Raw genomic sequence first — 20,198 nt, forward strand, 5'->3', positions numbered from 1 at the left:
TGAATAATTGTAACCTGCTAACATTAAGCAGAATGGATGAAAAAATTTAAGGAGTTAGTCGTGATAAATAAAAAACTATTATTGATTGTGATTATGACTGCGGTATTTTTTGCTTCTGTCCATGCTCAGCAAGTCACAAAAACCGGTACATCCGCGGCAAAATTCTTAAGCATTGGAATAGGACCAAGGGCAAATGCGATGGGAGGTGCATACAGCTCAGTTGCAAATGATGCATCTGCAATGTATTGGAACCCCGCCGGGATTTCAAATGTTACCGAGATACAAACTATTTTCACTTATACCAAAATGTTTGCAGATATCAATGTGAATTTTATTGGTTGTGTTCTTCCAATAAACGGCATTGGTGCGGTTGGTTTTAGTGTAACTGCAATGAATGTTGGTGATATGGAAGTTACAACAGAACTTTATCCAGAAGGTACTGGTGAAAAATTTTCTGCAGGCAGTTATGCTTTTGCTATTTCTTTTGCGCGCAACATAACCGAAGATTTTGCAATGGGCGCAAATATAAAATATGTGCGAGAAAATATTTATAATTCCTATTCGGACGGTCTTGCATTTGACATCGGAACAATCTTTAAGACACCTTTTTTGGGTGTCCGGTTTGCAAGCAGCATTTCTAATTACGGTTCAAAAATGCAGATGGGCGGACAGGATCTTCTTGTTCGTCAGACAGCCGATCCAACAAGGTCAGGCAGCAATAACACTCTCGATGCTAATTTAGCAACGGATCAATTTGAATTGCCTCTTCGTTTGCAGATTGGTTTATCACGCGATTTTCAAATTCTTGATCAACACAGATTAACAATTGCAATTGATGCTACACATCCGAACGATAACAATCAATTTGTAAATGTTGGCGGTGAGTTATCACTCTTCAATGATTTGGTATCATTCCGCGGCGGTTATAAAACCTTATTTCTGAAAGATTCTCAGGAAGGTTTAACGCTCGGTGCTGGTATTAAATATGAGGGTCTTAAATTCTTTAAGATTGCAATTGATTATTCATTTCAAAAACTAAAATATTTAGACAACATGCACAGTTTTGGAGTAATGTTAAGTTTTTGAACTTAGATTGAAAATGTATAAATTCCATTTAGGAAATGGAAAATCCATCAAATAAATCAATGGAGACACAATGAAAAAACATGTATTACTATTTGTAGTTTTATTCTTAGGGGCATGGGTTACTACTTTTGCACAGACTTTTAATGTTGTTTTCAAAGTTGATATGTCTGTTCAAATTAAAAAAGGTACATTCAACCCTGCCGCGGATAAGATTCAAGCGAAAGGTGATTTCAATAGCTGGGGAGCTACTGATATGGCCAAGCTTGCGGCTCCTCAGGACAGTATTTATTCTGCTACTATAGCTTGTGCTGCGGGTGTTGCTCATTATAAGTTTTATTTCAAACACGGAACAACTGATGTTTGGGAAAGTGACCAAGCTGCTACAGCTTCCCATAACCGCGAAACTAATATTACTGCAGCGGTTACACTTCCAAAAGTATGGTTCAATGATGAAGTAATGCCTTCCGGTCACGCCGCAGCTGTTACATTCAAAATTGATATGCGGATTCCTTTCAAGCAGAAATTATTAACTACCGGTCACGTTTACATTGCCGGTGATTTAAATGGCTGGAGTACTACTGCAAATGCGTTAGCCGGTCCTGCCGCTGATTCAACTTATTCCGCTACTATTTCAATCAATTCTGCTCAGCTCATTCATTGGAAAGTATTATACGGTGATAAAAACGGAAATACTCAATGGGAAGGTAGTTTTAGTACAACTTCTACAAACAGAGAGGATTGGATTGTTGACGGTCCGCAGAATATTAGTAAATTCTGGAACGATACCGATCCATCAGTAACACTTAAAGATGGTGCACTGACCTTCCAAGTTGATATGAGCACAATGTATGAATTAAGGATGTATAATCCTGCTACTGATTCTTTAAGAATACGAGGAAGTTTTAACGGTTGGGGTGATGGCGATAAATCAAGAGCATTTATGAATCAAGATCCGCTTAGCCCAAACAATTTCTTCTTAAGTGTTGGTTTTGTTGCAGAAAAAGTTACTGCAGATGAGTTATATAAATTTAGAATGGCCAAGAAAACCGTTACCGGAATATGGGCTGTTGCAGGCGGGGATGCTCAGTATGAAAGACCATTCTCAACTGGTGGTGGAAACCGTGTAACTCAATTCGCCGGTCAAAATAACCAGTTTACAGTACCTGCTACTTTATATTTCAATGATATTTACCCTGCATTTGTAATTCCAAGCGGAAAAACAATAACTGTTAACTTTGCAGTTGATATGTCCAACGCTCTGGATCCTGCAAAAGTGCCTATCACATTTGATCCTGCAGTTGATACTGTTTATTTGGTTTGCGGACAGTCTGCATGGGCAGCAGCAATGGGTGGTAATGGCACAAATGTTTGGAAAGAAGATGGCGATAGAGTACTAAAATTAGCTAAGTCAACCGGAAATATCTGGATAGGCTCAATCACAGTTGGTGCAGGCGGTTTCAATGGATTCATGTACACTTATGAATTTGGACATAAAGCTGATGGCACTTTACAGAAAGAAGGAACAGGGTTTTCTAATTGGGCAAGAAGAGTAAGATATGTTCCAATGACCGGCTCAAGAGCATTTGTTCAGCCATATACAGCAAAAGTTGATCAGTGGACGAGAGACGAAGTTAAACCAAGCACCGAATATGAACTCTGGCCAACCGGTTTAAGTGATGTTCAAGATTTGGGTACAGGTATTCCAACAACTTTCGACCTGAAACAAAACTATCCAAATCCATTCAACCCAACAACAACAATCAGATTCTCATTACCGTCTGATGAATTGGTTAGCTTGAAGATTTATAATGTTCTCGGTCAACAAGTTGAAACCCTTATTAATAAAAGCATGAGAGCAGGTTCTTATAATGTAGATTTCAATGCATCTAAATTAAGCAGCGGTGTTTACTTCTATAGAATCGAAGCTGGTAATTATAATATCACGAAAAAAATGTTATTACTGAAGTAATTATCTGGAAGTAGATTTGGAAAAAGCCGAACTGAATAAGCTCGGCTTTTTCTTTTTAAAAAGAAAAGGTTACTTTCTAATTTCTTGATTCACACGACTAATTTATTTTCAATACATTTTTCAACTGCTGCAACAGATTTTGTGCACCGGGATAGTATGGATCCAACTTCAAAATTTTTGTAATCATATCATAACTTTTCCTATAATCTTTATTCAAAGCATAAGCACCGGCAAGGTTGTAAATCGTCTGGTTGTCATTTGAGTTAAACGAATAACTTTGTTCCAAATATTTAATAGCGGATTGAATTCGGGATTGATTCAAATCAATAGTACCCAGCCATTTAGTCGAGAAATCATTTGGTTGAATCTGATATCGTTTTAAAAGAATTTTATAGGCATTACCGAAATCTTTTCTGTTCATAAAATCCAGTGCAAAACCATCAATGAATTTGTAATAGTCTACAATTATCGGATATTGATAAAGGAGTATTTCTATTTCATGTAAGAACTCATCAATTTTTCTTTCCTTGAGACATCTTTCAACAACTTTTTCATGACATTCCGCCCAGCTAAGTCCTTCTATAACAACCTTAAACGCGAGAGAATCTTCAAAGGTCTTAGGGGCAAGAAGAATGTTAGCTGCAATTTTATTTTTAGGGTCAATATAAGGCCAATCGTTTTTCAGGTATTTTATTCTATAGGCAGCGATTGTGGAATCAATTTTAAAAAATGGGAAGCTTGCAAGTGTTGTACTGTCTTGTTTCTCAAATGGTATTGAAGAGGCGGCATTTTTTGGTAAGTATTTCATTTTTGTCATCTTTTCATAAAACAGTTTACCCATTAATTGGTATCCTTGAAGAGTCGGATGAAGATGATCGGTCATTAAATTATTTCCTACAATTCCGTTAGGACTCGAAGCATTGAAAACAGAATCAACATCAATAATGGGAATATTGTATTCCTTACCAAACTTTTTTATTGTTTTGTTAATTTCTTCAGGCGCTCTAAAACGAAGTGCATCCAAATCCTTTGCAAAACGGAATAACGAATCTGCCGTTTTGTATTTACCTAAACTGTAATCTGATTGTGCTTCATCAAAAACTTGTTCTGCCGGTGGATATTTTCCGCTCTTTACAGAAATAAATGGTTTCTGATCTTTCAAATTACTCGTTAGTGTCCCGATCATAATAGGTACATTTGCTTGCTTTACGATTTCAATTACGTCGTGCATATTATCTGAAAATTGAGCGAGCCCTTGTTTGTAATTTTCCGAATTAAATTCAATGTACTGTTCCTTTGCCATGCGGGACATAAGAGTGCCGCTTTTTGTATTCGCATCAGTTGAAGAAAATAATTCCATACACCATTGAATGAAATTTTTGACTAGTTGAGTAGTTTTAAATCTATTGAGGTAAAGAACTAAATTTATAAATGTTCTTGAGTTACCAAAAGATTCCAACGATCCAATACCAAGAGCGCCGTAATATTCATTATGCCCGGTGTAGATTAAAATTAAATCTGGGCTCTCTTCTAAAACTCCAGGTATAAAATCACGAATGGTATAACTATTAACAGCAGTAAGACCGATGTTAATAATTTCAATTTTATTGTTTGGGTAAGCAAGCTCTAATCTTTTGCGAATGTATCGAGAGAAAGAACCGAGCGGCATAAAAGGATATCCGGCAGCGCTGCTTTCGCCAAGAACAAAAACACGAAACGAGTTAGGTTTCTTTTCTTTATCAAACACATCTTCAATTGATGTCGGAACGTTTTTAACCGTGGAAAAGTAACGATGTGCGACTTCTGAATTTAAAATGAGTTTGTCCTCAGTTATAGATGACCACATGGAAAGATCGTTTCCGTAATGAAAAATTCGGAGACAAACTTCGAGCAGAACAAAAAATATGACGGGAATTAAAACTAATATGATGTAAAAATAGACTGGAGCTTTCTGAACCGATCTCCACTCGTTATATTTTTTTACTTCTTCGAGAGGAACATTTAATTCTTTTGAAATCTTTTCAGCAGATAATTTTTTTCGGTTCTTTTCTATAAATTTGATCTGCATTTTTGTAAGCGCCAAATGATCTCCGGGCTATTTTGTAAATAAAAATAAACAAAAATGTTTAATGGTGGAAGACGAAATCCTTGACTGAAATTAATTTTATGATTACACTTTGTATGTAAATAGTAATAATAGTTTAGGTAAATAGATGAGCAAGCTTTCCACATTGGGTCAGCTCTGGACTTTCCTCCGCGAGCGAAAAAAATGGTGGCTAATGCCAATTGTTTTCTTTCTAATCCTTCTTGGGGGATTGATAATATTGACTAAAGGTTCAGCTTTGGCGCCGTTTATATATGCTATCTTCTAATACAGTGAATAAAAGATTAGTAAACCTTCTGCGTCTTCTTCTTTTTATCATCGTATTAACCTGTTATTCTTCTTTCGCTCAAGACAAAGGAACAATTCGAGGTGTTGTACGAGACTCTACCACTTTAGAATCATTGCCGTACGGCAACGTTTATATTAAAGAGTTAAATGTTGGTTCATCTACAAACAACAGAGGGTATTTTGTTATCAGATCATTACCTGCAGGCAGAAGTTACACGCTAGTTACATCGTATGTCGGTTACAAAACGAAACAATTACATGTTGAGACAAAAGCAGGCGAAGTCACTGATATAAAAATAGATCTCGCTCCGTCAAGCATTCAGATGAAAACGATCGAGAAAGTTGAGTATCTCGGCAAGCACGAAAACCTTACCGATATAAGCAAAACAGTTCTTACACCTAAGGAACTTGAGACTATTCCTAAAAGTGTTGAGACAGATGTATTAAGATCGCTTGCATCGTTACCCGGTGTTCAATCTACAAGCGATGTTTCGGCAAAGTTCAATGTGAGGGGCGGAGAGTCCAATCAAAACTTAATTCTCTTAGATGGTATGCCGGTCTATTATCCGTTTCATGCAATCGGTTTATTCAGCGTGATGGATCCAGACATAATTAACAGTGTCGAATTCTTCCGCGGGGGTTTTCCTTCAAAGTATGGAAGAGCAATTTCTTCCGTGCTGAACATTACCACAAAAGACGGCGATAAAAATAAATATGATGCAAAACTCGGCGCAAGCTTTTTATCTGTTAAAGGAATGATTGAAGGACCGATTCCCGACGGGTCGTTCTATATTTCCGGAAGAAAAAGTTTATCAAATGAAATTCTCAAGAAGTTTGTTAACAATAACGATCTTCCGGTAGATTTCTACGATCTCGCTTTCAAATTAAATTATGCAAATCCGGTTTTCTTCTCTGGTTCAAAATTTACTTTTCAAGGATTGACAAGCCAGGATAATCTCATATATTCTGATCCGCATCAGCCGGATTACAGCTGGTCGAACAGTGACTGGGGTTTTCATGTATTCACAGTAGGCGAAGTTCCGTTGTTCTTAGATTTTGGGATTACACTAAGCAAGTATAAAAACGAAATTATTCCGAAGCTTAGCGGATTAAAACCAAAGTCGAATGAAGTAAGCGATTTTACTATGACCACAGATTTCACATACATATTGGATAATAAAGATGAAATTAATCTTGGTCTGGATATAAAGTCTGTTACTACACAACTATTCTTGCAAAGTAATCTCGATTTCCGAACCGATGTTGGTTCCGACGGAATAGGTTCCAATGCATATCTAAATTATAAATTTCTTAGTCTTTCTAATTTTACGTTGGACGTGGGGACGCGCTTAAATATAAAAGACATTGCTGCCAAAGGAGTATTTGCGGAACCACGCGTCAATGTAAGTTATATGTTTACACCCGAGCTGATTGCTAAAGCGGCGTTCGGAGTTTTTCAGCAAGAGTTAACTACGATCGAAGATGAGAGAGAAGTACTATCGTTATTCGATCCGGTAGTGATAGTTCCATCGTATCTAACCAAAACAAGGGCTGAGCATTATATTTTCGGAATCGCTTCCAAATTATCCGATTACATTTCAGTGAATGTTGAAAGTTATTACAAGAAGATTAATGCTGCGCCAACACTAAATGAAAATAAAACAAGGTTCGATGAGCCGGATCTTTTGCTTAGCACCGGGGAATCTTACGGCGGCGAATTACAAACAAAATTTAATTCCGATCTGATAGATGTTACATTGGCTTATACATTGAGTTGGGCGTTTAAGGAAGTTGATGGCGTAAGATATTCACCGCGTTACGACTCCCGGCATAATCTAAATATTTTGGCAACGATCAAATTGCCGTACGATTGGCAGTTCAGCGCAAACTGGGTCTATCACTCAGGATTCCCTTATACTCAGCAAGCGGGCTACTATGATAAGTTGTCGTTGAATGATTTCTTTAACGACTACAAAATCTATGTACTGTTATTTCCGATCACTTTATTTGGTGCAAAAAACTCTGCAAGATTACCTGATTATCACAGATTGGATTTAAGTTTATCGAAGAAACTTAATTTTGATTTTATGAAAATGGATCTGGATATAAGCGCTGTCAACGTATACAACCGTAAAAATATTTTTTACTTTGAACAAAACACCGGCAAAATTGTAAACATGCTTCCTTTTCTTTTAACGGCAACTGTCAAGGTAGAGTTATGAAAAAAACAACATATTACTTAGTAATACTTGCTTTGACAGGTTTATCAATCAGTTGCGAGGAAACTTTTTCCCCAAAAGGTGAATTGCAGAATAAGTATTCCATTAATCTCATCTTAAGAAGTGATACTACGTTTCAGACGGCTTACATTTCCAAAGCTTACGACGTACAAGGATTCGATCCTCAAAAGTTAACAACAGATCCGGCAGTTGATGGAGCGGTCATTTCGCTCAAGTATTCAGATTCGCCAAAGCAGTATTTTTTCAGAGATACTGTTGACAACGGAAATATTAATACAAGATTCAACACTCCGGCAAAATATTATTACATCAAAAATTTTAGACCGGTTTACGGTAAACAAATTGAGTTAAATGTTGCATTGCCGGATGGACAGAAACTTTTATCAGTCACAAATGTACCGGAAGGAATTTATTTTGATGAAGCCAAAACTCTTCCGTTCCTTCCCGGCCCATTTATCGGGAACGATACGGTATATATAAACGTGGTTTGGAAAAACAGCAATTCCAACACCGCGAAGACTGCAAGGGCATATTTAAATTATTACCACAAAGAACTCAATGGCGATACGGTGGGATTTGTAAAGAGGGTTCCAGTTGCAATGGACATTTCCGGGAGCGATACTTCTTATGTTATGAGTAAGAGCGTATTTGAGAATAAGGTACAAATACCAAGAAAATTATTAGATATAGCATTAAGGCAAATCTCGGCGGGAGATTCTAAAAAAGGAAGGTACTTAATAGGTACTCTTAATGTAGAGATCATGGTGTTAGACGACAATCTTTCAAAATATTTTTCGTCGGAACAATTTTTCAATTACGGATTCACAGTGAGAAACTTTCCCGCCGATTTTACAGACATAACCGGCGGCTTCGGATTTTTCGGGTCATACTCTTACACAAAAAGAGTAATCCAATTCGATCCGAAATATCTGATTAGCGCTTACGGTTATCTCGGCTATCAGAAATAAAATTCTATTCGCTTTTTAAAATCATTATCTGATACGGTTTTAATTCAAAATTAAAATTTCCTTTAACCGGCCTGATCATATTTCCGTTAATCAAATCCGTATAAGAATTATTATCTAACATGAATTTATTTTTTACTAAAGAAATTTTGTTTGGTGACGAGTTATTATTTAGAATGATGAAGATCTTATCACCCTTGAACTCACGAGAGAAACCGAGAATTTTTTTATTCTCATCAATTACGTTAAACTTAATATCACCAAGGGCTAATACTTTATTTTGCGTTCTGATAGCGATAATTTTTTTGTACCAATCAAAAATATTTTTATCAAACTCAACTTCATCTTTTACACGCGGCAATCCGAAAGGATGATTAGTTTCAGTATCATAATTTAATTCAGGCCACACCATTGGTTTACGGCAATCAGGATCATCTCCGCCCCACATTCCGGCTTCATCGCCATAGTAAACTTGTGGTGCACCCGGAAGCATAAACTGTAAACCTACAACCAGCTTTTGTTTTAATCTCTCTTGATCTGTTGGTTTTCGCACATCATAATTTTTATTGTTGGATGGATTGCCGTCATGGTCATACCACAAATCGGGGTTCACGATCATTGAAGAAACACGTTCAACATCGTGGCTGTCGAGCAAATTCATCATCACATAATTATTTTCTATAGGATATTTTTTGTAAAGTGTGTTCAATGAATCAATGAATCCTTGGGGTCCTATCTGGTCTTTCTTGTTGAGAACAAATTCTTTGAGTGCACGAGCAAAACGATAATTCATTACAGCATCAAACTCGTCGCCATGCAACCATGGTCCGGCATCCATCATTTTATCTTTCTGCCAATCGTCCCAGAAAATTTCTCCTACAATGTAAGCATCAGAATTAATTTCCTTAACCCATGTTCTAAAAGTTTTCCAGAAATTATGATTCACTTGTTCGGCAACATCGAGCCGCCAGCCGTCAATTCCATCCGAAGGATTTCCGTTGGGCTCCATCCATCGTTTAATGATTGCATGAATATGTTCTTTTGGCCCGGATACAATTCCGTTTTCATCTTGACGGAATCTCGGTAGATCTTTTATACCAGCCCAGCCCTCATAATCGAATTCATTTTTAGGCGTGTTTGGATCGTCCCATGATTTTATTACGAACCAATCTTTGTGTTTTGACTTCTGCTGATTCTTAACTACATCTTTGAAAGCCCAGAATGTTGTTCCCACATGATTGAAGACACCATCAATGATAATTTTTATTCCACGTTTATGACATTCACTGATAAGTTTTAGAAAAAGTTTGTCTGCTGTTGTCCATTTCCAGGTTGAAGAATCATCAGGATTTTCTTGCGTCCAGAGTTCTCTATCCTTTTCGGGATTCGGACCAAAATTATTATCAATGTGATGATACATTGAAGCATCATATTTATGCAAAGATGGCGATTCAAAAATTGGGTTAAGATAAATTGCATTTATACCAAGTTGCTTTAGGTAATCAAGTTTATTTAAGATGCCTTGTAAATCGCCGCCATATCTTCTAACACCGGCATTCCAATAAAAATCATGACCGTCTTTTACTTCCCATGGCTGTAGCTTATACCAATCAGAAGTCCAAGGATGAATCTGCCATCCTGCAGGTACGTCGTAAGGCCAGCCGCCTTCTAAATCGATCGGTTTAGGATCGTTGGATTTATCTCCGTTGAAAAATCTTTCCGGAAAAATTTGGTACCAGATTGCTTGTTTAGTCCATGCCGGGACTTTAATTATATGTTGTGAATTAACGATAGTATTAATGGAAATAATAATTAGAAATAGATAAACGATAAATCTTTGTAATGACATTATAACCTCAGAAATAAATGATTCGATAATTAAATATATTGAATAACATGTATGAATAAAATTTTTTTGACATTATTGCGGAAATGGAGAAATAAAATTTTTTTTCTTATTGTTGTGAGCGTTTTTTAAGAAAATGTATTTAGAACGGAGAGTTGGTCCCGCAGGGCGGGATAAACTTCGTCCCCGCATACGGGGTAAAGGTTGCTTGTCCCGCTTTGCGGGAAATGCAGCGGTAGAATATGTATTCTGTTTATATTCTTGAAAGTAATAATTCGAATAGACATTATATAAGTTGTTCTGATAATGTGGAACGAAGATTAGCGGAACATAATAAAGGTAAAGTTTCATCTACAAGAGCATTCGTGCCTTGGAAAGTTGTTTACACTGAAGTCTTTGAAAATAAATCTCAAGCTTTTAGCAGAGAAAAAGAAATTAAATCTTATAAGTCAGGATTTAAATTCAAAGAATTAATAAAAACGGAGAGTTGGCAGAGTGGTTGAATGCGGCGGTCTTGAAAACCGTTATAGATGCAAGTCTATCCGGGGTTCGAATCCCTGACTCTCCGCCAAGAAAAATAAAACCTCGATTATAGCAAATGAATGCTGTTTTCGAGGTTTTTGTTTTCTAGAGGGGTCTGCCTAGACGTGTCCATATTCAATATTCCATCCGTCTCTATTTTTGACTGAATATTAAAATAATTATTGTTTCAATCAGTGATAAGGACGAAAAATTTCGAGAAGTACTAACATAAATTTGTCAAAAAATTATTGTCTTGTTACAGTTTTAGTCGAAAAGAATATAACCTTTGGTCGATCAGCGAAGATTTTTAACGCAGATTAAAATTAAAGAATTAATTACGCAACTTTCCTAAAGTAGAAGTTATGCAATCCATTGGCAACAGCAACTTTCTCAATCTTGCCAATTACATGAACAATTCTTGATTCGGGAGAATCTTTATTCAACCCAAGATGAGTTCGTTGATGATTGTAATAACGAAAATATTCTTTCAGAAGCTTACGAAGATGATTTTCATTTATTACAACTAGATGATCAAGAAACTCTCTTCTAATACTATCAATAACTCTTTCAACATATCCATTCTGCCATGGTGATCGATATGCAGTAACAATTTCACGAACACCAAAGTCTGAAACACTTTGTTTAAATAAATTACCAAATCTACAGTCACGATCTCTAATCAAGTATTTAGGAATATCAGAATCATAAAATGCATTCTTAAGTTGTTGTGTAGCCCATTCAGAAGTTGGATTAGCAGTAATATTAAAGTGAATAATCTTTCGTCTCCCATGAGAGAGAAAGACTAAAACATGTAACAACTTGAAATTAATAGTAGGGACACAAAAGAAGTCGATTGAAATAATTTCAGAGACATGGTTTTTAAGAAAAGTTTTCCAACGTTGTCCAGTTTTATTATACTTATCCTTCGGAGTATATCTCCAAACAGTCACTTGCGAAATATCATAACCGAGTTTTAGAATTTCTCCGTGTATTCGAGGTACACCCCACATTGGATTCTCGGTTGCAATCCTTTTAATGAGTTCAATTTGTTCTATCGGAACCTTTGGTCTTCCTGAATAATTCTTACTTTTCCATCGCAAATAAATATTAAAACCTTTTCTGTGTCATCTGATAACTGTTTCTGGTTTAATGATGATTAGACTATTTCGCCACTTACAGAAGATTTTTCGAATGAATAGGAAGAAGAGCTGATCACGCTTTCTCATATGGATTCTCTTTGAGGATCTGCTTAAGATTTCAAGTTGTTTTCTAAGAAAGATTATTTCCAATTGTAGTTGTGTTCTTGATTTGAAGAGGCCAAGTAAAAAACATAATAAATATTTAAGCATAATGAGCCTGACAAGTTAATTCTCGGAGAGCAAAAATATGGCTTTTCGATTTGAAAGATTGATTTTTTGATGGACGGGATTTTGAAAAGCCACAAAGCTGAATAAGATAAGCCTCGGAATAAGAGGCTATTTTTTAAAAATGACATTTGGACATGTTGACAAAACTAATTTTGTTGTGGTTCCCGACACAACCTAAACACCTCAAGTGTTATTATTCTCCTAATCATACCAGACTTTACTAATTGATAGATTTAATTTTTTATTTTATTTTGCAATTGTAACAAAGACAAACTCACAATGGGTCATCAATTTCAATATATCTTTTCCTCTCAGCTCTCGCGAATTATTAGTCGTAAAATTTAATATAAATAAAAACTAATAGTATTCCTTTTTCTGTCTGGATTGGGCTTGCACAATAATTTGTGAGCCAAAATTTAGTCCGATATCTCTAATTTGTAGGAAGGATGATAGTAGTATAGCTCGGCCAGTCCGAATAGAACATCTGAGATAAGTCAAGATAAAGTTCTTTGCTTTTAAAAGGAGGGTTACTATGAAACGATCATGCTTTTTAGTGATTTCAATTATTTTGATATTACAATTCGGAAACAATACTTGTACTGTAGCACAAACATTCGATTTGAATCCAGTTCATGCAATAATAACAAATAATCTAACAATAGATATTCTGGGAATGATTACCATGCCAGGAATTACTGACCACGCCGGAAATGGTTCTCTTATCAGCGCTGCGTTGTACTTAACCAATGCAGATTTGCCATATCCTTCAAATGATCCAAGGCAGAACCAAGTAGCAATTATAGTAGCTGATTTTTATTTACAAGTGGGCACTACGTATGAATATAGAGCAACAGTAAACGGAAATCTTCTACCAGCTGGTAATTATAATTTTTGTTATCGGTATACAATTAATGGGACATCATATTTGGGAGGCGCTCAAGGTGATCCGGGGTATTTTCATGTAGGGATATTATCTGTTATTACTTCAGTTGAGAATTTGAAGGAAATACCAGTTAGTTATATGTTATCACAAAATTACCCAAATCCGTTTAATCCAAGTACAATTATAAATTATCAGTTACCTATTGCAGGTTTTGTTTCACTTAAAGTTTATAATGTTTTGGGAAAAGAAGTTGCAATACTTGTAAATGAATATAAGCAGGCTGGAAATCACTATTCAACATTTAGTATAACGAATAATTCAATTTCAAGCGGAGTTTATTTCTATAAGTTAACAACCCCAAACTTCTCAGACACAAAAAAATTAGTTATAGAAAAATAAGTTGAGTTTGAAATGAAAAAAATATTTCTACTTCAATTGACAACTGTAATTTTTTCATCTTATTTTAATTTAGAAGCACAATGGGTACAAACAAATGGACCAACAGGAGCTCAAATAACTTGCTTTGCCGCAAGCGGGAACAATCTTTATGCTGGTACAAATTCCGGTAAAATCTATCTTTCAACTAACAATGGAATGAATTGGAATATTACCACTACAACATTATCTAGTGACAATATCTCCCATGTGTATTCTCTATCTGCAAGCGGGAGTACTTTACTAGCCGGAACAGATAGAGGAGTTTACATTTCACACAATTACGGGGCCACATGGATACACCTCGGACTTACTCAACGCGATGTAGGCTCGGTTTACATCTATGGGGGTACTTTGTTTGCAAACATCAATCATTATAATACTGAAGGCGGACTATTTCATTCCACAGACAACGGAAATAGTTGGACTCCAGATAGTGTTAGAGTTGCTATTTGGGATAGCACTGGGATTTTTAACATCATACATGAATCAATATATAGTCCTGCTTTTACAGAATACAGAGGCGGTCTTCTAGCAGGTGGTGGATCCCAATATCTTCATCTGAAATTATCATTCTCCACAGATAATGGTATGAGTTGGGTTGCCTATCCATCTCCACCATCCCAACCAGGCAATATTTCGTCTCTTGCCGTACAAGGTTCAAATGTCTACGCTGCATGTTTAGGTGATGGAGTTTATCTTTCGTGGAATCCTATTGTTCCGGATTATTTTTTTTCAGTGAATAATGGATTAACGTACAGCAGCAATGTTCGAGCACTTGCATGCAGTGGAGGCCCAATATTAGCAGGTACTTATGGAGGCGGAATCTTTCGTTCGGATAATGGCTCCAGTTGGTATTCTTGTAATTCTGGTTTGACAAATCTTTATGTAAATGCACTTATCTATAACGGGGAAAATTTATTTGCTGGTACAAACAGCGGGATTTTTCGTTCTACAAATAATGGATTAAACTGGACATCTGCGAATTCAGGAATTTTCGCATCTGTGTTATCATTAACTCAACTTGGGAATAAACTTTTCGCGGGTACCGAACATTGCGGTACCTTTGTTTCAACAAATGATGGAATTGGCTGGAACAAATTAAATAGTGTTTCTTTAGAGATACCTTCTTATCCGGGTTTTTCTTTCACACTAGATAACGTAAGCGTCAACTCATTGGCATGGTCATCAAACAGTGTGACCGGTAGTATTTTATATGCAGGTATCGATGGTGGTATGGTTATGTCAACTGACTATGGAAACAGTTGGAGCTTAGGTTATTATGGAAATTTTGTTAATTCATTTGCCATTGATCCAAGTAACACTTCTATTATTTTCGCGGGAACTTCTGCGGGTGTTTATTCTAGTATAGATCGGGGAAGAAATTGGAGTGTCAAGGGATTGACCGATACTAAAGTAAATGCTATAGCTGTCAAAGATCAGTTTGTCATAGCAGGGACTTCTAAGGGAATTTATTTTTCAAATGATCCAAGTTTAAGATTTTCTGGAGAGTCAATATATATATTTTGGATTCCGACTTGGAGCGATCCAGTGAGTGCACTCTATATAAGCGGGATCAACATAATTCAGGGAACTTCTTCAGGAGTTCATGTCTCAGTCGACGGCGGTGGAGGCTGGATTGATAGAAATACTGGTTTGATCAATAAAGAATATGTAAAAGCTTTTACAATGAAAGACAACAATCTTTTTGCAGCTACATTCGGTGGTGGTGTGTTTCTTTCAACAAACTTTGGTATTACCTGGAATGGAGTAAATACAGGTTTGAATGAATATGATGTAAGTTCTTTGACAGTAAGCGACAACTTCCTGTATGTGGGAACCTATTGGGGAGGAGTATGGCGCCGTCCTCTATCGGAAATAGTAACATCAGTAAAAAAGGAAAATGAAGAATCCCCGACTAAATTTGAGCTCAACCAAAATTATCCTAATCCATTTAATCCAACAACAAAAATTAAATTTGGCTTACCCGAGACTGCATTAACCCAATTGATAATTTATGACTTACTGGGGAAAGAAATTAAGATTTTGTTTAATATGGAATTAGAAGCGGGTTATCACGAAATTAGTTTTGATGGTTCAAAAATGCCAAGTGGAATTTATTTCTACAAGATTCAAGCAGGAGAATTCATGCAAACTAAAAAAATGATACTGTTGAAATGAGCTCATGCAGTTTGACAGATACCTTTTTTTATTTTAAGTTGCATCTGCAACAAAGAGTAATCCCACCATGATTCTGCAAATTATAAATATCTTTTCCTATAACCACTCGCGAATTATAAGTCGTAAGACTTTCTATATAACAAAACTTATTATTTCCTTTTCTCGATTAATTTAATTCTGATATCTAAAACGGCGTGTGAGCTAAGAATTCTGCTTGATATCATACTTTAATAGATGGAATGATATCACGCCAAAAAATTGGAAAATGAAACGGAAACAAAGAATATACTGGTAGATAAACAACATCCGCCACATTGTCCGTTGGCGGGTTAATTAATAGTTATGTGCTACATAGTCTAATGCCAAAGGAGGAAATAATGAAAAAATCTTCGTTCTTCATTAAGTTATTCTTGTCTATTATAACCGTTATTGTTATTTACGGAAGCCCAAATCAAAAGACACAAATTCAACAGAAAAACAAAATGCAGAATCAGTCAACCGCTGATAAAATACTTTCGGACACTCTTTTCTTTACTCCATCATTTGCAAAAAATATAAAGAAGTTGGCTAGCATGTCTCCACAGTTTGTGTTTGGCATCCCAGACAAAGATCAACCAAACATAAAAGATATCATCAAGAAGTATGGCAAAGCGGACAAACAAATAAAAATATCGCGTGATGAGTTCTTCATGCAAGCACCACGTGGGGTGAATGATCGTGTTGAGATTTTTCTATTCTATCAGTATGGTTCTTTAGGGTTTGCAATGCCAGTGGACGAGCCTGAACAAAAGGTTAAATATATTCGTTGGAAAAAATCGGAAACAAAATGAACGGCATCGACACGACGGCATTAGTTCATTTTTTTTTCAAATCGGCGAACACGATCACAACGCATATGAGCTGTGCGGCACATAACCAGCTTTTCCACCCGACCGCGTTTTCATTGCGACATCTTTCAGATTTTCGGGTTTGGTGAAAAGTTGGTAATTCTGTTAAACATTTTTCCAATAAATAAATTTGTTGAAAATTATTGACGTTCGTTTTTCAAACCGGAATTTTTTTGTTTGGGGCGGACGGGTGTGTAAGCCGTGAATATATACAACTCGTTTAGAAAAATAATTGAAAGTAAATAATTAGAGAAAACAATGAATTACGAAAAAATAATAATTGTGCATTTCCCAATTCTCATGTTTAAATTGTTCTTAATTTCAATTTTTATTTTTTATGGTTGTCAGACAACCCCTCCTAAATTCCAGGGGAAATTGTTGGCCCAGTTCAATGACAAAATAATTGAAATATCAGAAACTAATTATTCATCAAATATTGAAATAAAAATTATTAAAAGTGAAGTAGTTTGTTCATCTGTTTCACCAGATGAGAGATATCTAATTTTTTCAACAAATATTGAAACCCTTTTAGTTGAATTATCAAAAAACACTGAGCAGAAGTTTTTAAATTACCCAATTAAAGATATAAAATGGTCTCTCAGCGGAAGTATATTTTCTTTTAAGAAAAATTATTTTGGAAAAAGCGAATTCGAAAAAAGTGATACAATATTTATTTATTCATTTCTAAAAAAAGCTTGTGAGGTTGTTCTAATCGGAGAAACAAATACCTACACAAAAAATTTATTGAGTAATCCTATTTACCACATGGGTGACAATTTTGAATTAAATGGAGTTGTTGAGGATATTGTTTGGTTAAGTGATGATCGATTTATTTTTCAAAGAGGCGTCTTAAATTATTTTGTGAATAGTAATGAAACAAATAGGGGGAAAGTTAAATCAAATACAACTTCTTTAGCTTTTTTGAAAAAACCAATGCAAATAATTGATTCAGGGAAAAGATGGTGGGTTAAAGGGCTGAGCAAAGATGCTTCTTATTTGCTTTTATCAAAAACTGCGGATGGTTATGATCCGCACTTTCATGATCAAGTAAGTGATTCATTATTCGTTGTTCCAAGTTTTTCAAACTTTGATAATATTGTGACTAATTCTATTTATTGTAGACTATACGAATATGTTGGGTTTATGCCGGGAACTTCAAAATTATTTTTTGTGGAAGATGATACTAATGAGAAAAATATTATTTTGGTTAACCCACGGACACTAGAGTTTGAGAAAGAGTTTGATATCAAATTTGATGATTATTATCGGTTTGATTTTTTTATGGATAAGAAAAATAAGTTAATTGCTTACAGACAGAATTCATCAATTGTAATTAAGGATATTTATTCCGGTGGTTACATTGATATAACTAACGAAGCACTTCAGTCCAGTCCTCCTAATTATTTTAAATTTTTATGTTGGGTTGACTGAGTACATTGGTGAAAATTATTGGTAACAAAAAAGATGGTATTTTTAAGATGAAAACTGTCTATATCCAAAATCCCGTGCACATATTAAAATGCACAAATGTTGTCTGGCCATTTCAATATTAATTACTGATAGATCATACATATAGATAGAAAAATAAAATCTTAGCAAAAATTTGGTCACCGCTATTTTTCAAAACATTGCATCCATTGATTAAAATGAATTTGGCGGAGAATATATTATTCTCAGACAGAAATGATTTCCAGTTGGAGTTGTGTCTTTGATTTGAAGAAACCAAAACAAAAATAGAGTAAAGCTTTTAGCATAGTAAGTTTTGACGATTTATTTAAGGGAATGTAAAAATAGCGTTTATAATTCATAATCATTATTTTGATAAAGGACGAGGTTTTGAATAGCTACAGAAATATTTATTGAGATTTACCTGGGTAAATGTTTGGAGGTTGAACAGGATAACCAACAAAACCCAACTCAAACCGTATTCTTCAACAAACATTTTTCGATGTGTTTATTCTTAAATTTCTTCTTATCTCACTATCTTGAGTTATTTGGCAAAGTTGAAAATGATTGACATATCCTGCTTTAATAATTAAATTAAATTACCTTTTCCACAAAACCTCAGAAAATAAAAATCTATATAGATTTCCTTTCTTGAATGTTTTGCTAAAAACTAGTTGTAATAAAATCGACTAAAAAAATCGTTTTAATAAATATTTGGAGAAATCCATGGATTTCAGAAAAATAAAAATATTGATCGTTACAGTTTTATTATTGCTAACCTCCCCAATATATTCACAAAATACTATAAACGAAGACCTTTTGGATGGATTTTTTATTCGTGGAGGACAAATTTTATTAAATAAGGAATTACTAATGCACTCCGACGAAAGTACTGAAATATGGATTAACCAAAAAAATAGTCCCATTACATTTGGTGTAGGTTACGACTACATTCCCCATAATGAGTGGTATGGATTTGGGGGTAGCGTAAGTTTTTGTAATACTAAACTAAATTCATTTTCTTATACTGATGCAATAACAACAGACGTACTAGCTTATAAAGACATAAGTTATTCATTTTTATTTTTTGATTGTAATTTTTATCTACTCCCAATTGAAAATATACCTTTCGCATTTACACTTGGTTTCACTTTGGACGGATCGTTTCATTCTTATAATGTTTCTGGTGACAAATCAACATTTTCAAATGTAAATGGTAAGCAAAGCTTTAATATTTTTAGATATGGATATATACTCGGTTGTAAAGTTATTCCATTTAAATTTTTGTCTATTGAACTTGAATATCGTCCAATGGCATCTTATTCAGTGACTCAATCTTATACCTTGGGAGATTATGCATATACAGAAGATGGTGTTGATTGGTATTATATTAAAGATAAAAGCGAGAAAGAAGGTGATTCTGAAAGTATGTTTTATTTTGGTATTTCTATTCACTTCTAATTCAAAACTGTTAAAGACTTAAAATGATAGACTGTAATAGTATAATCTATAAAAATGATAATTTAAAATATTCCTTAAAAGGTGGGGTGTCCATATTCAAAATCCCATCCGCCTCTAATTTAGATTGAATATTAAAATAATTATTGTTTCAATCAGTGATAAGGACGAAAAATTTCGAGAAGTACTAACATAAATTTGTCAAAAAATTCTTGATTGGTTACAGTTTTAGTCAAAAAAAATATAATGTCCATATCCAAAACTCCGTGCACATATAAAAAGCAAAATATTGTATAACGGTTGGAATTTTATTACTGATTAGGATATATATAATAGATAGAAAAATTAAATCTCGGTCACAAAATGGTCACAACATTCTTAAAAGCTTCACAACATTCTTAAAAGCTATGAAAATAAGTTTAAAACACAGTATTTTGTTCCGGGAAGAGATTCCCTGACTCTCCGCCAATAAAAATAAAACCTCGATGATGGCAAATGAATGCTGTCTTCGAGGTTTTTTG

Annotated in this window: 14 protein-coding genes and 1 tRNA gene; 12 read left to right on the forward strand and 3 right to left on the reverse strand. The window is 35.0% G+C overall.

What is annotated here, in order from left to right:
- Positions 1-60 precede the first annotated feature (60 nt).
- Complete coding sequence (locus tag NTZ27_12005) at positions 61-1,086, forward strand: PorV/PorQ family protein (protein ID MCX6175467.1); 1,026 nt, start codon at positions 61-63, stop codon at positions 1,084-1,086.
- Positions 1,087-1,156: 70 nt separating this feature from the next.
- Positions 1,157-3,055, forward strand: coding sequence for a T9SS type A sorting domain-containing protein (locus NTZ27_12010; protein MCX6175468.1), 1,899 nt, complete (start codon positions 1,157-1,159; stop codon positions 3,053-3,055).
- A 97-nt stretch (positions 3,056-3,152) separates the two neighbouring features.
- Here NTZ27_12010 and NTZ27_12015 read toward each other — a convergent pair whose 3' ends face one another.
- Complete coding sequence (locus NTZ27_12015) at positions 3,153-5,138, reverse strand: GDSL-type esterase/lipase family protein (GenBank protein ID MCX6175469.1); 1,986 nt, start codon at positions 5,136-5,138, stop codon at positions 3,153-3,155.
- Positions 5,139-5,334: 196 nt separating this feature from the next.
- Here NTZ27_12015 and NTZ27_12020 point away from each other — a divergent pair, with 196 nt between their 5' ends.
- From NTZ27_12020 to NTZ27_12030, 3 genes are read left to right on the forward strand one after another with little or no spacing between them, the layout of a single operon-like run.
- On the forward strand, positions 5,335-5,427 hold the full coding sequence (locus NTZ27_12020) for a DUF5989 family protein (GenBank protein ID MCX6175470.1): 93 nt from the start codon (positions 5,335-5,337) through the stop codon (positions 5,425-5,427).
- A complete protein-coding gene (locus tag NTZ27_12025) occupies positions 5,414-7,669 on the forward strand; it encodes a TonB-dependent receptor (protein MCX6175471.1) in 2,256 nt (751 codons plus the stop codon). The genes NTZ27_12020 and NTZ27_12025 overlap by 14 nt, the downstream gene beginning before the upstream one ends.
- On the forward strand, positions 7,666-8,655 hold the full coding sequence (locus tag NTZ27_12030) for a DUF4249 family protein (protein MCX6175472.1): 990 nt from the start codon (positions 7,666-7,668) through the stop codon (positions 8,653-8,655). Before NTZ27_12025 ends, NTZ27_12030 begins: the two co-directional genes overlap by 4 nt.
- A gap of 4 nt (positions 8,656-8,659) precedes the next feature.
- Here the strand turns inward: NTZ27_12030 and NTZ27_12035 are convergent, their stop codons facing one another.
- A complete protein-coding gene (locus tag NTZ27_12035) occupies positions 8,660-10,501 on the reverse strand; it encodes a glycoside hydrolase family 13 protein (GenBank protein ID MCX6175473.1) in 1,842 nt (613 codons plus the stop codon).
- A 239-nt stretch (positions 10,502-10,740) separates the two neighbouring features.
- Between NTZ27_12035 and NTZ27_12040 the strand changes: the two genes are divergently transcribed.
- Together NTZ27_12040 and NTZ27_12045 are read left to right on the forward strand one after the other, a co-directional pair.
- Positions 10,741-11,001 carry a GIY-YIG nuclease family protein gene (locus NTZ27_12040; GenBank protein ID MCX6175474.1) on the forward strand — a complete coding sequence of 87 codons (261 nt, stop codon included), beginning with the start codon at positions 10,741-10,743 and terminating at the stop codon, positions 10,999-11,001.
- Positions 10,980-11,069 (forward strand) — tRNA-Ser (locus NTZ27_12045). The genes NTZ27_12040 and NTZ27_12045 overlap by 22 nt, the downstream gene beginning before the upstream one ends.
- A gap of 286 nt (positions 11,070-11,355) precedes the next feature.
- Here NTZ27_12045 and NTZ27_12050 read toward each other — a convergent pair.
- The gene (locus NTZ27_12050) at positions 11,356-12,120 is read right to left on the reverse strand and encodes an integrase core domain-containing protein (protein ID MCX6175475.1); all 765 of its coding nucleotides are present in this window, start codon (positions 12,118-12,120) and stop codon (positions 11,356-11,358) included.
- A gap of 799 nt (positions 12,121-12,919) precedes the next feature.
- Here NTZ27_12050 and NTZ27_12055 point away from each other — a divergent pair.
- From NTZ27_12055 to NTZ27_12075, 5 genes are all read left to right on the forward strand, one after another.
- Positions 12,920-13,669, forward strand: a complete 750-nt coding sequence (locus tag NTZ27_12055; protein ID MCX6175476.1) for a T9SS type A sorting domain-containing protein — start codon at positions 12,920-12,922, stop codon at positions 13,667-13,669.
- 12 nt (positions 13,670-13,681) lie between these two features.
- Positions 13,682-15,886, forward strand: a complete 2,205-nt coding sequence (locus NTZ27_12060; GenBank protein ID MCX6175477.1) for a T9SS type A sorting domain-containing protein — start codon at positions 13,682-13,684, stop codon at positions 15,884-15,886.
- Positions 15,887-16,263: 377 nt separating this feature from the next.
- Positions 16,264-16,716: a hypothetical protein gene (locus tag NTZ27_12065; protein ID MCX6175478.1), complete on the forward strand. Its 453-nt coding sequence runs from the start codon at positions 16,264-16,266 to the stop codon at positions 16,714-16,716.
- A gap of 435 nt (positions 16,717-17,151) precedes the next feature.
- A complete protein-coding gene (locus tag NTZ27_12070) occupies positions 17,152-18,204 on the forward strand; it encodes a hypothetical protein (GenBank protein MCX6175479.1) in 1,053 nt (350 codons plus the stop codon).
- A 741-nt stretch (positions 18,205-18,945) separates the two neighbouring features.
- Positions 18,946-19,680, forward strand: a complete 735-nt coding sequence (locus NTZ27_12075; GenBank protein MCX6175480.1) for a hypothetical protein — start codon at positions 18,946-18,948, stop codon at positions 19,678-19,680.
- Positions 19,681-20,198: the final 518 nt, after the last annotated feature.

The sequence above is a fragment of the Ignavibacteriales bacterium genome, from assembly GCA_026390775.1.
GTDB lineage: Bacteria > Bacteroidota > Ignavibacteria > Ignavibacteriales > Melioribacteraceae > Fen-1258.

Coding starts and splice junctions, on each gene's coding strand:
- NTZ27_12010 (MCX6175468.1), top strand. CDS start 1,157: ATGAAAAAACATGTATTACTATTTGTAGTTTTATTCTTAGGGGCATGG.
- NTZ27_12020 (MCX6175470.1), top strand. CDS start 5,335: ATGCCAATTGTTTTCTTTCTAATCCTTCTTGGGGGATTGATAATATTG.
- NTZ27_12025 (MCX6175471.1), top strand. CDS start 5,414: ATGCTATCTTCTAATACAGTGAATAAAAGATTAGTAAACCTTCTGCGT.
- NTZ27_12030 (MCX6175472.1), top strand. CDS start 7,666: ATGAAAAAAACAACATATTACTTAGTAATACTTGCTTTGACAGGTTTA.
- NTZ27_12035 (MCX6175473.1), bottom strand. CDS start 10,501: ATGTCATTACAAAGATTTATCGTTTATCTATTTCTAATTATTATTTCC.
- NTZ27_12040 (MCX6175474.1), top strand. CDS start 10,741: ATGTATTCTGTTTATATTCTTGAAAGTAATAATTCGAATAGACATTAT.
- NTZ27_12055 (MCX6175476.1), top strand. CDS start 12,920: ATGAAACGATCATGCTTTTTAGTGATTTCAATTATTTTGATATTACAA.
- NTZ27_12060 (MCX6175477.1), top strand. CDS start 13,682: ATGAAAAAAATATTTCTACTTCAATTGACAACTGTAATTTTTTCATCT.
- NTZ27_12065 (MCX6175478.1), top strand. CDS start 16,264: ATGAAAAAATCTTCGTTCTTCATTAAGTTATTCTTGTCTATTATAACC.
- NTZ27_12075 (MCX6175480.1), top strand. CDS start 18,946: ATGGATTTCAGAAAAATAAAAATATTGATCGTTACAGTTTTATTATTG.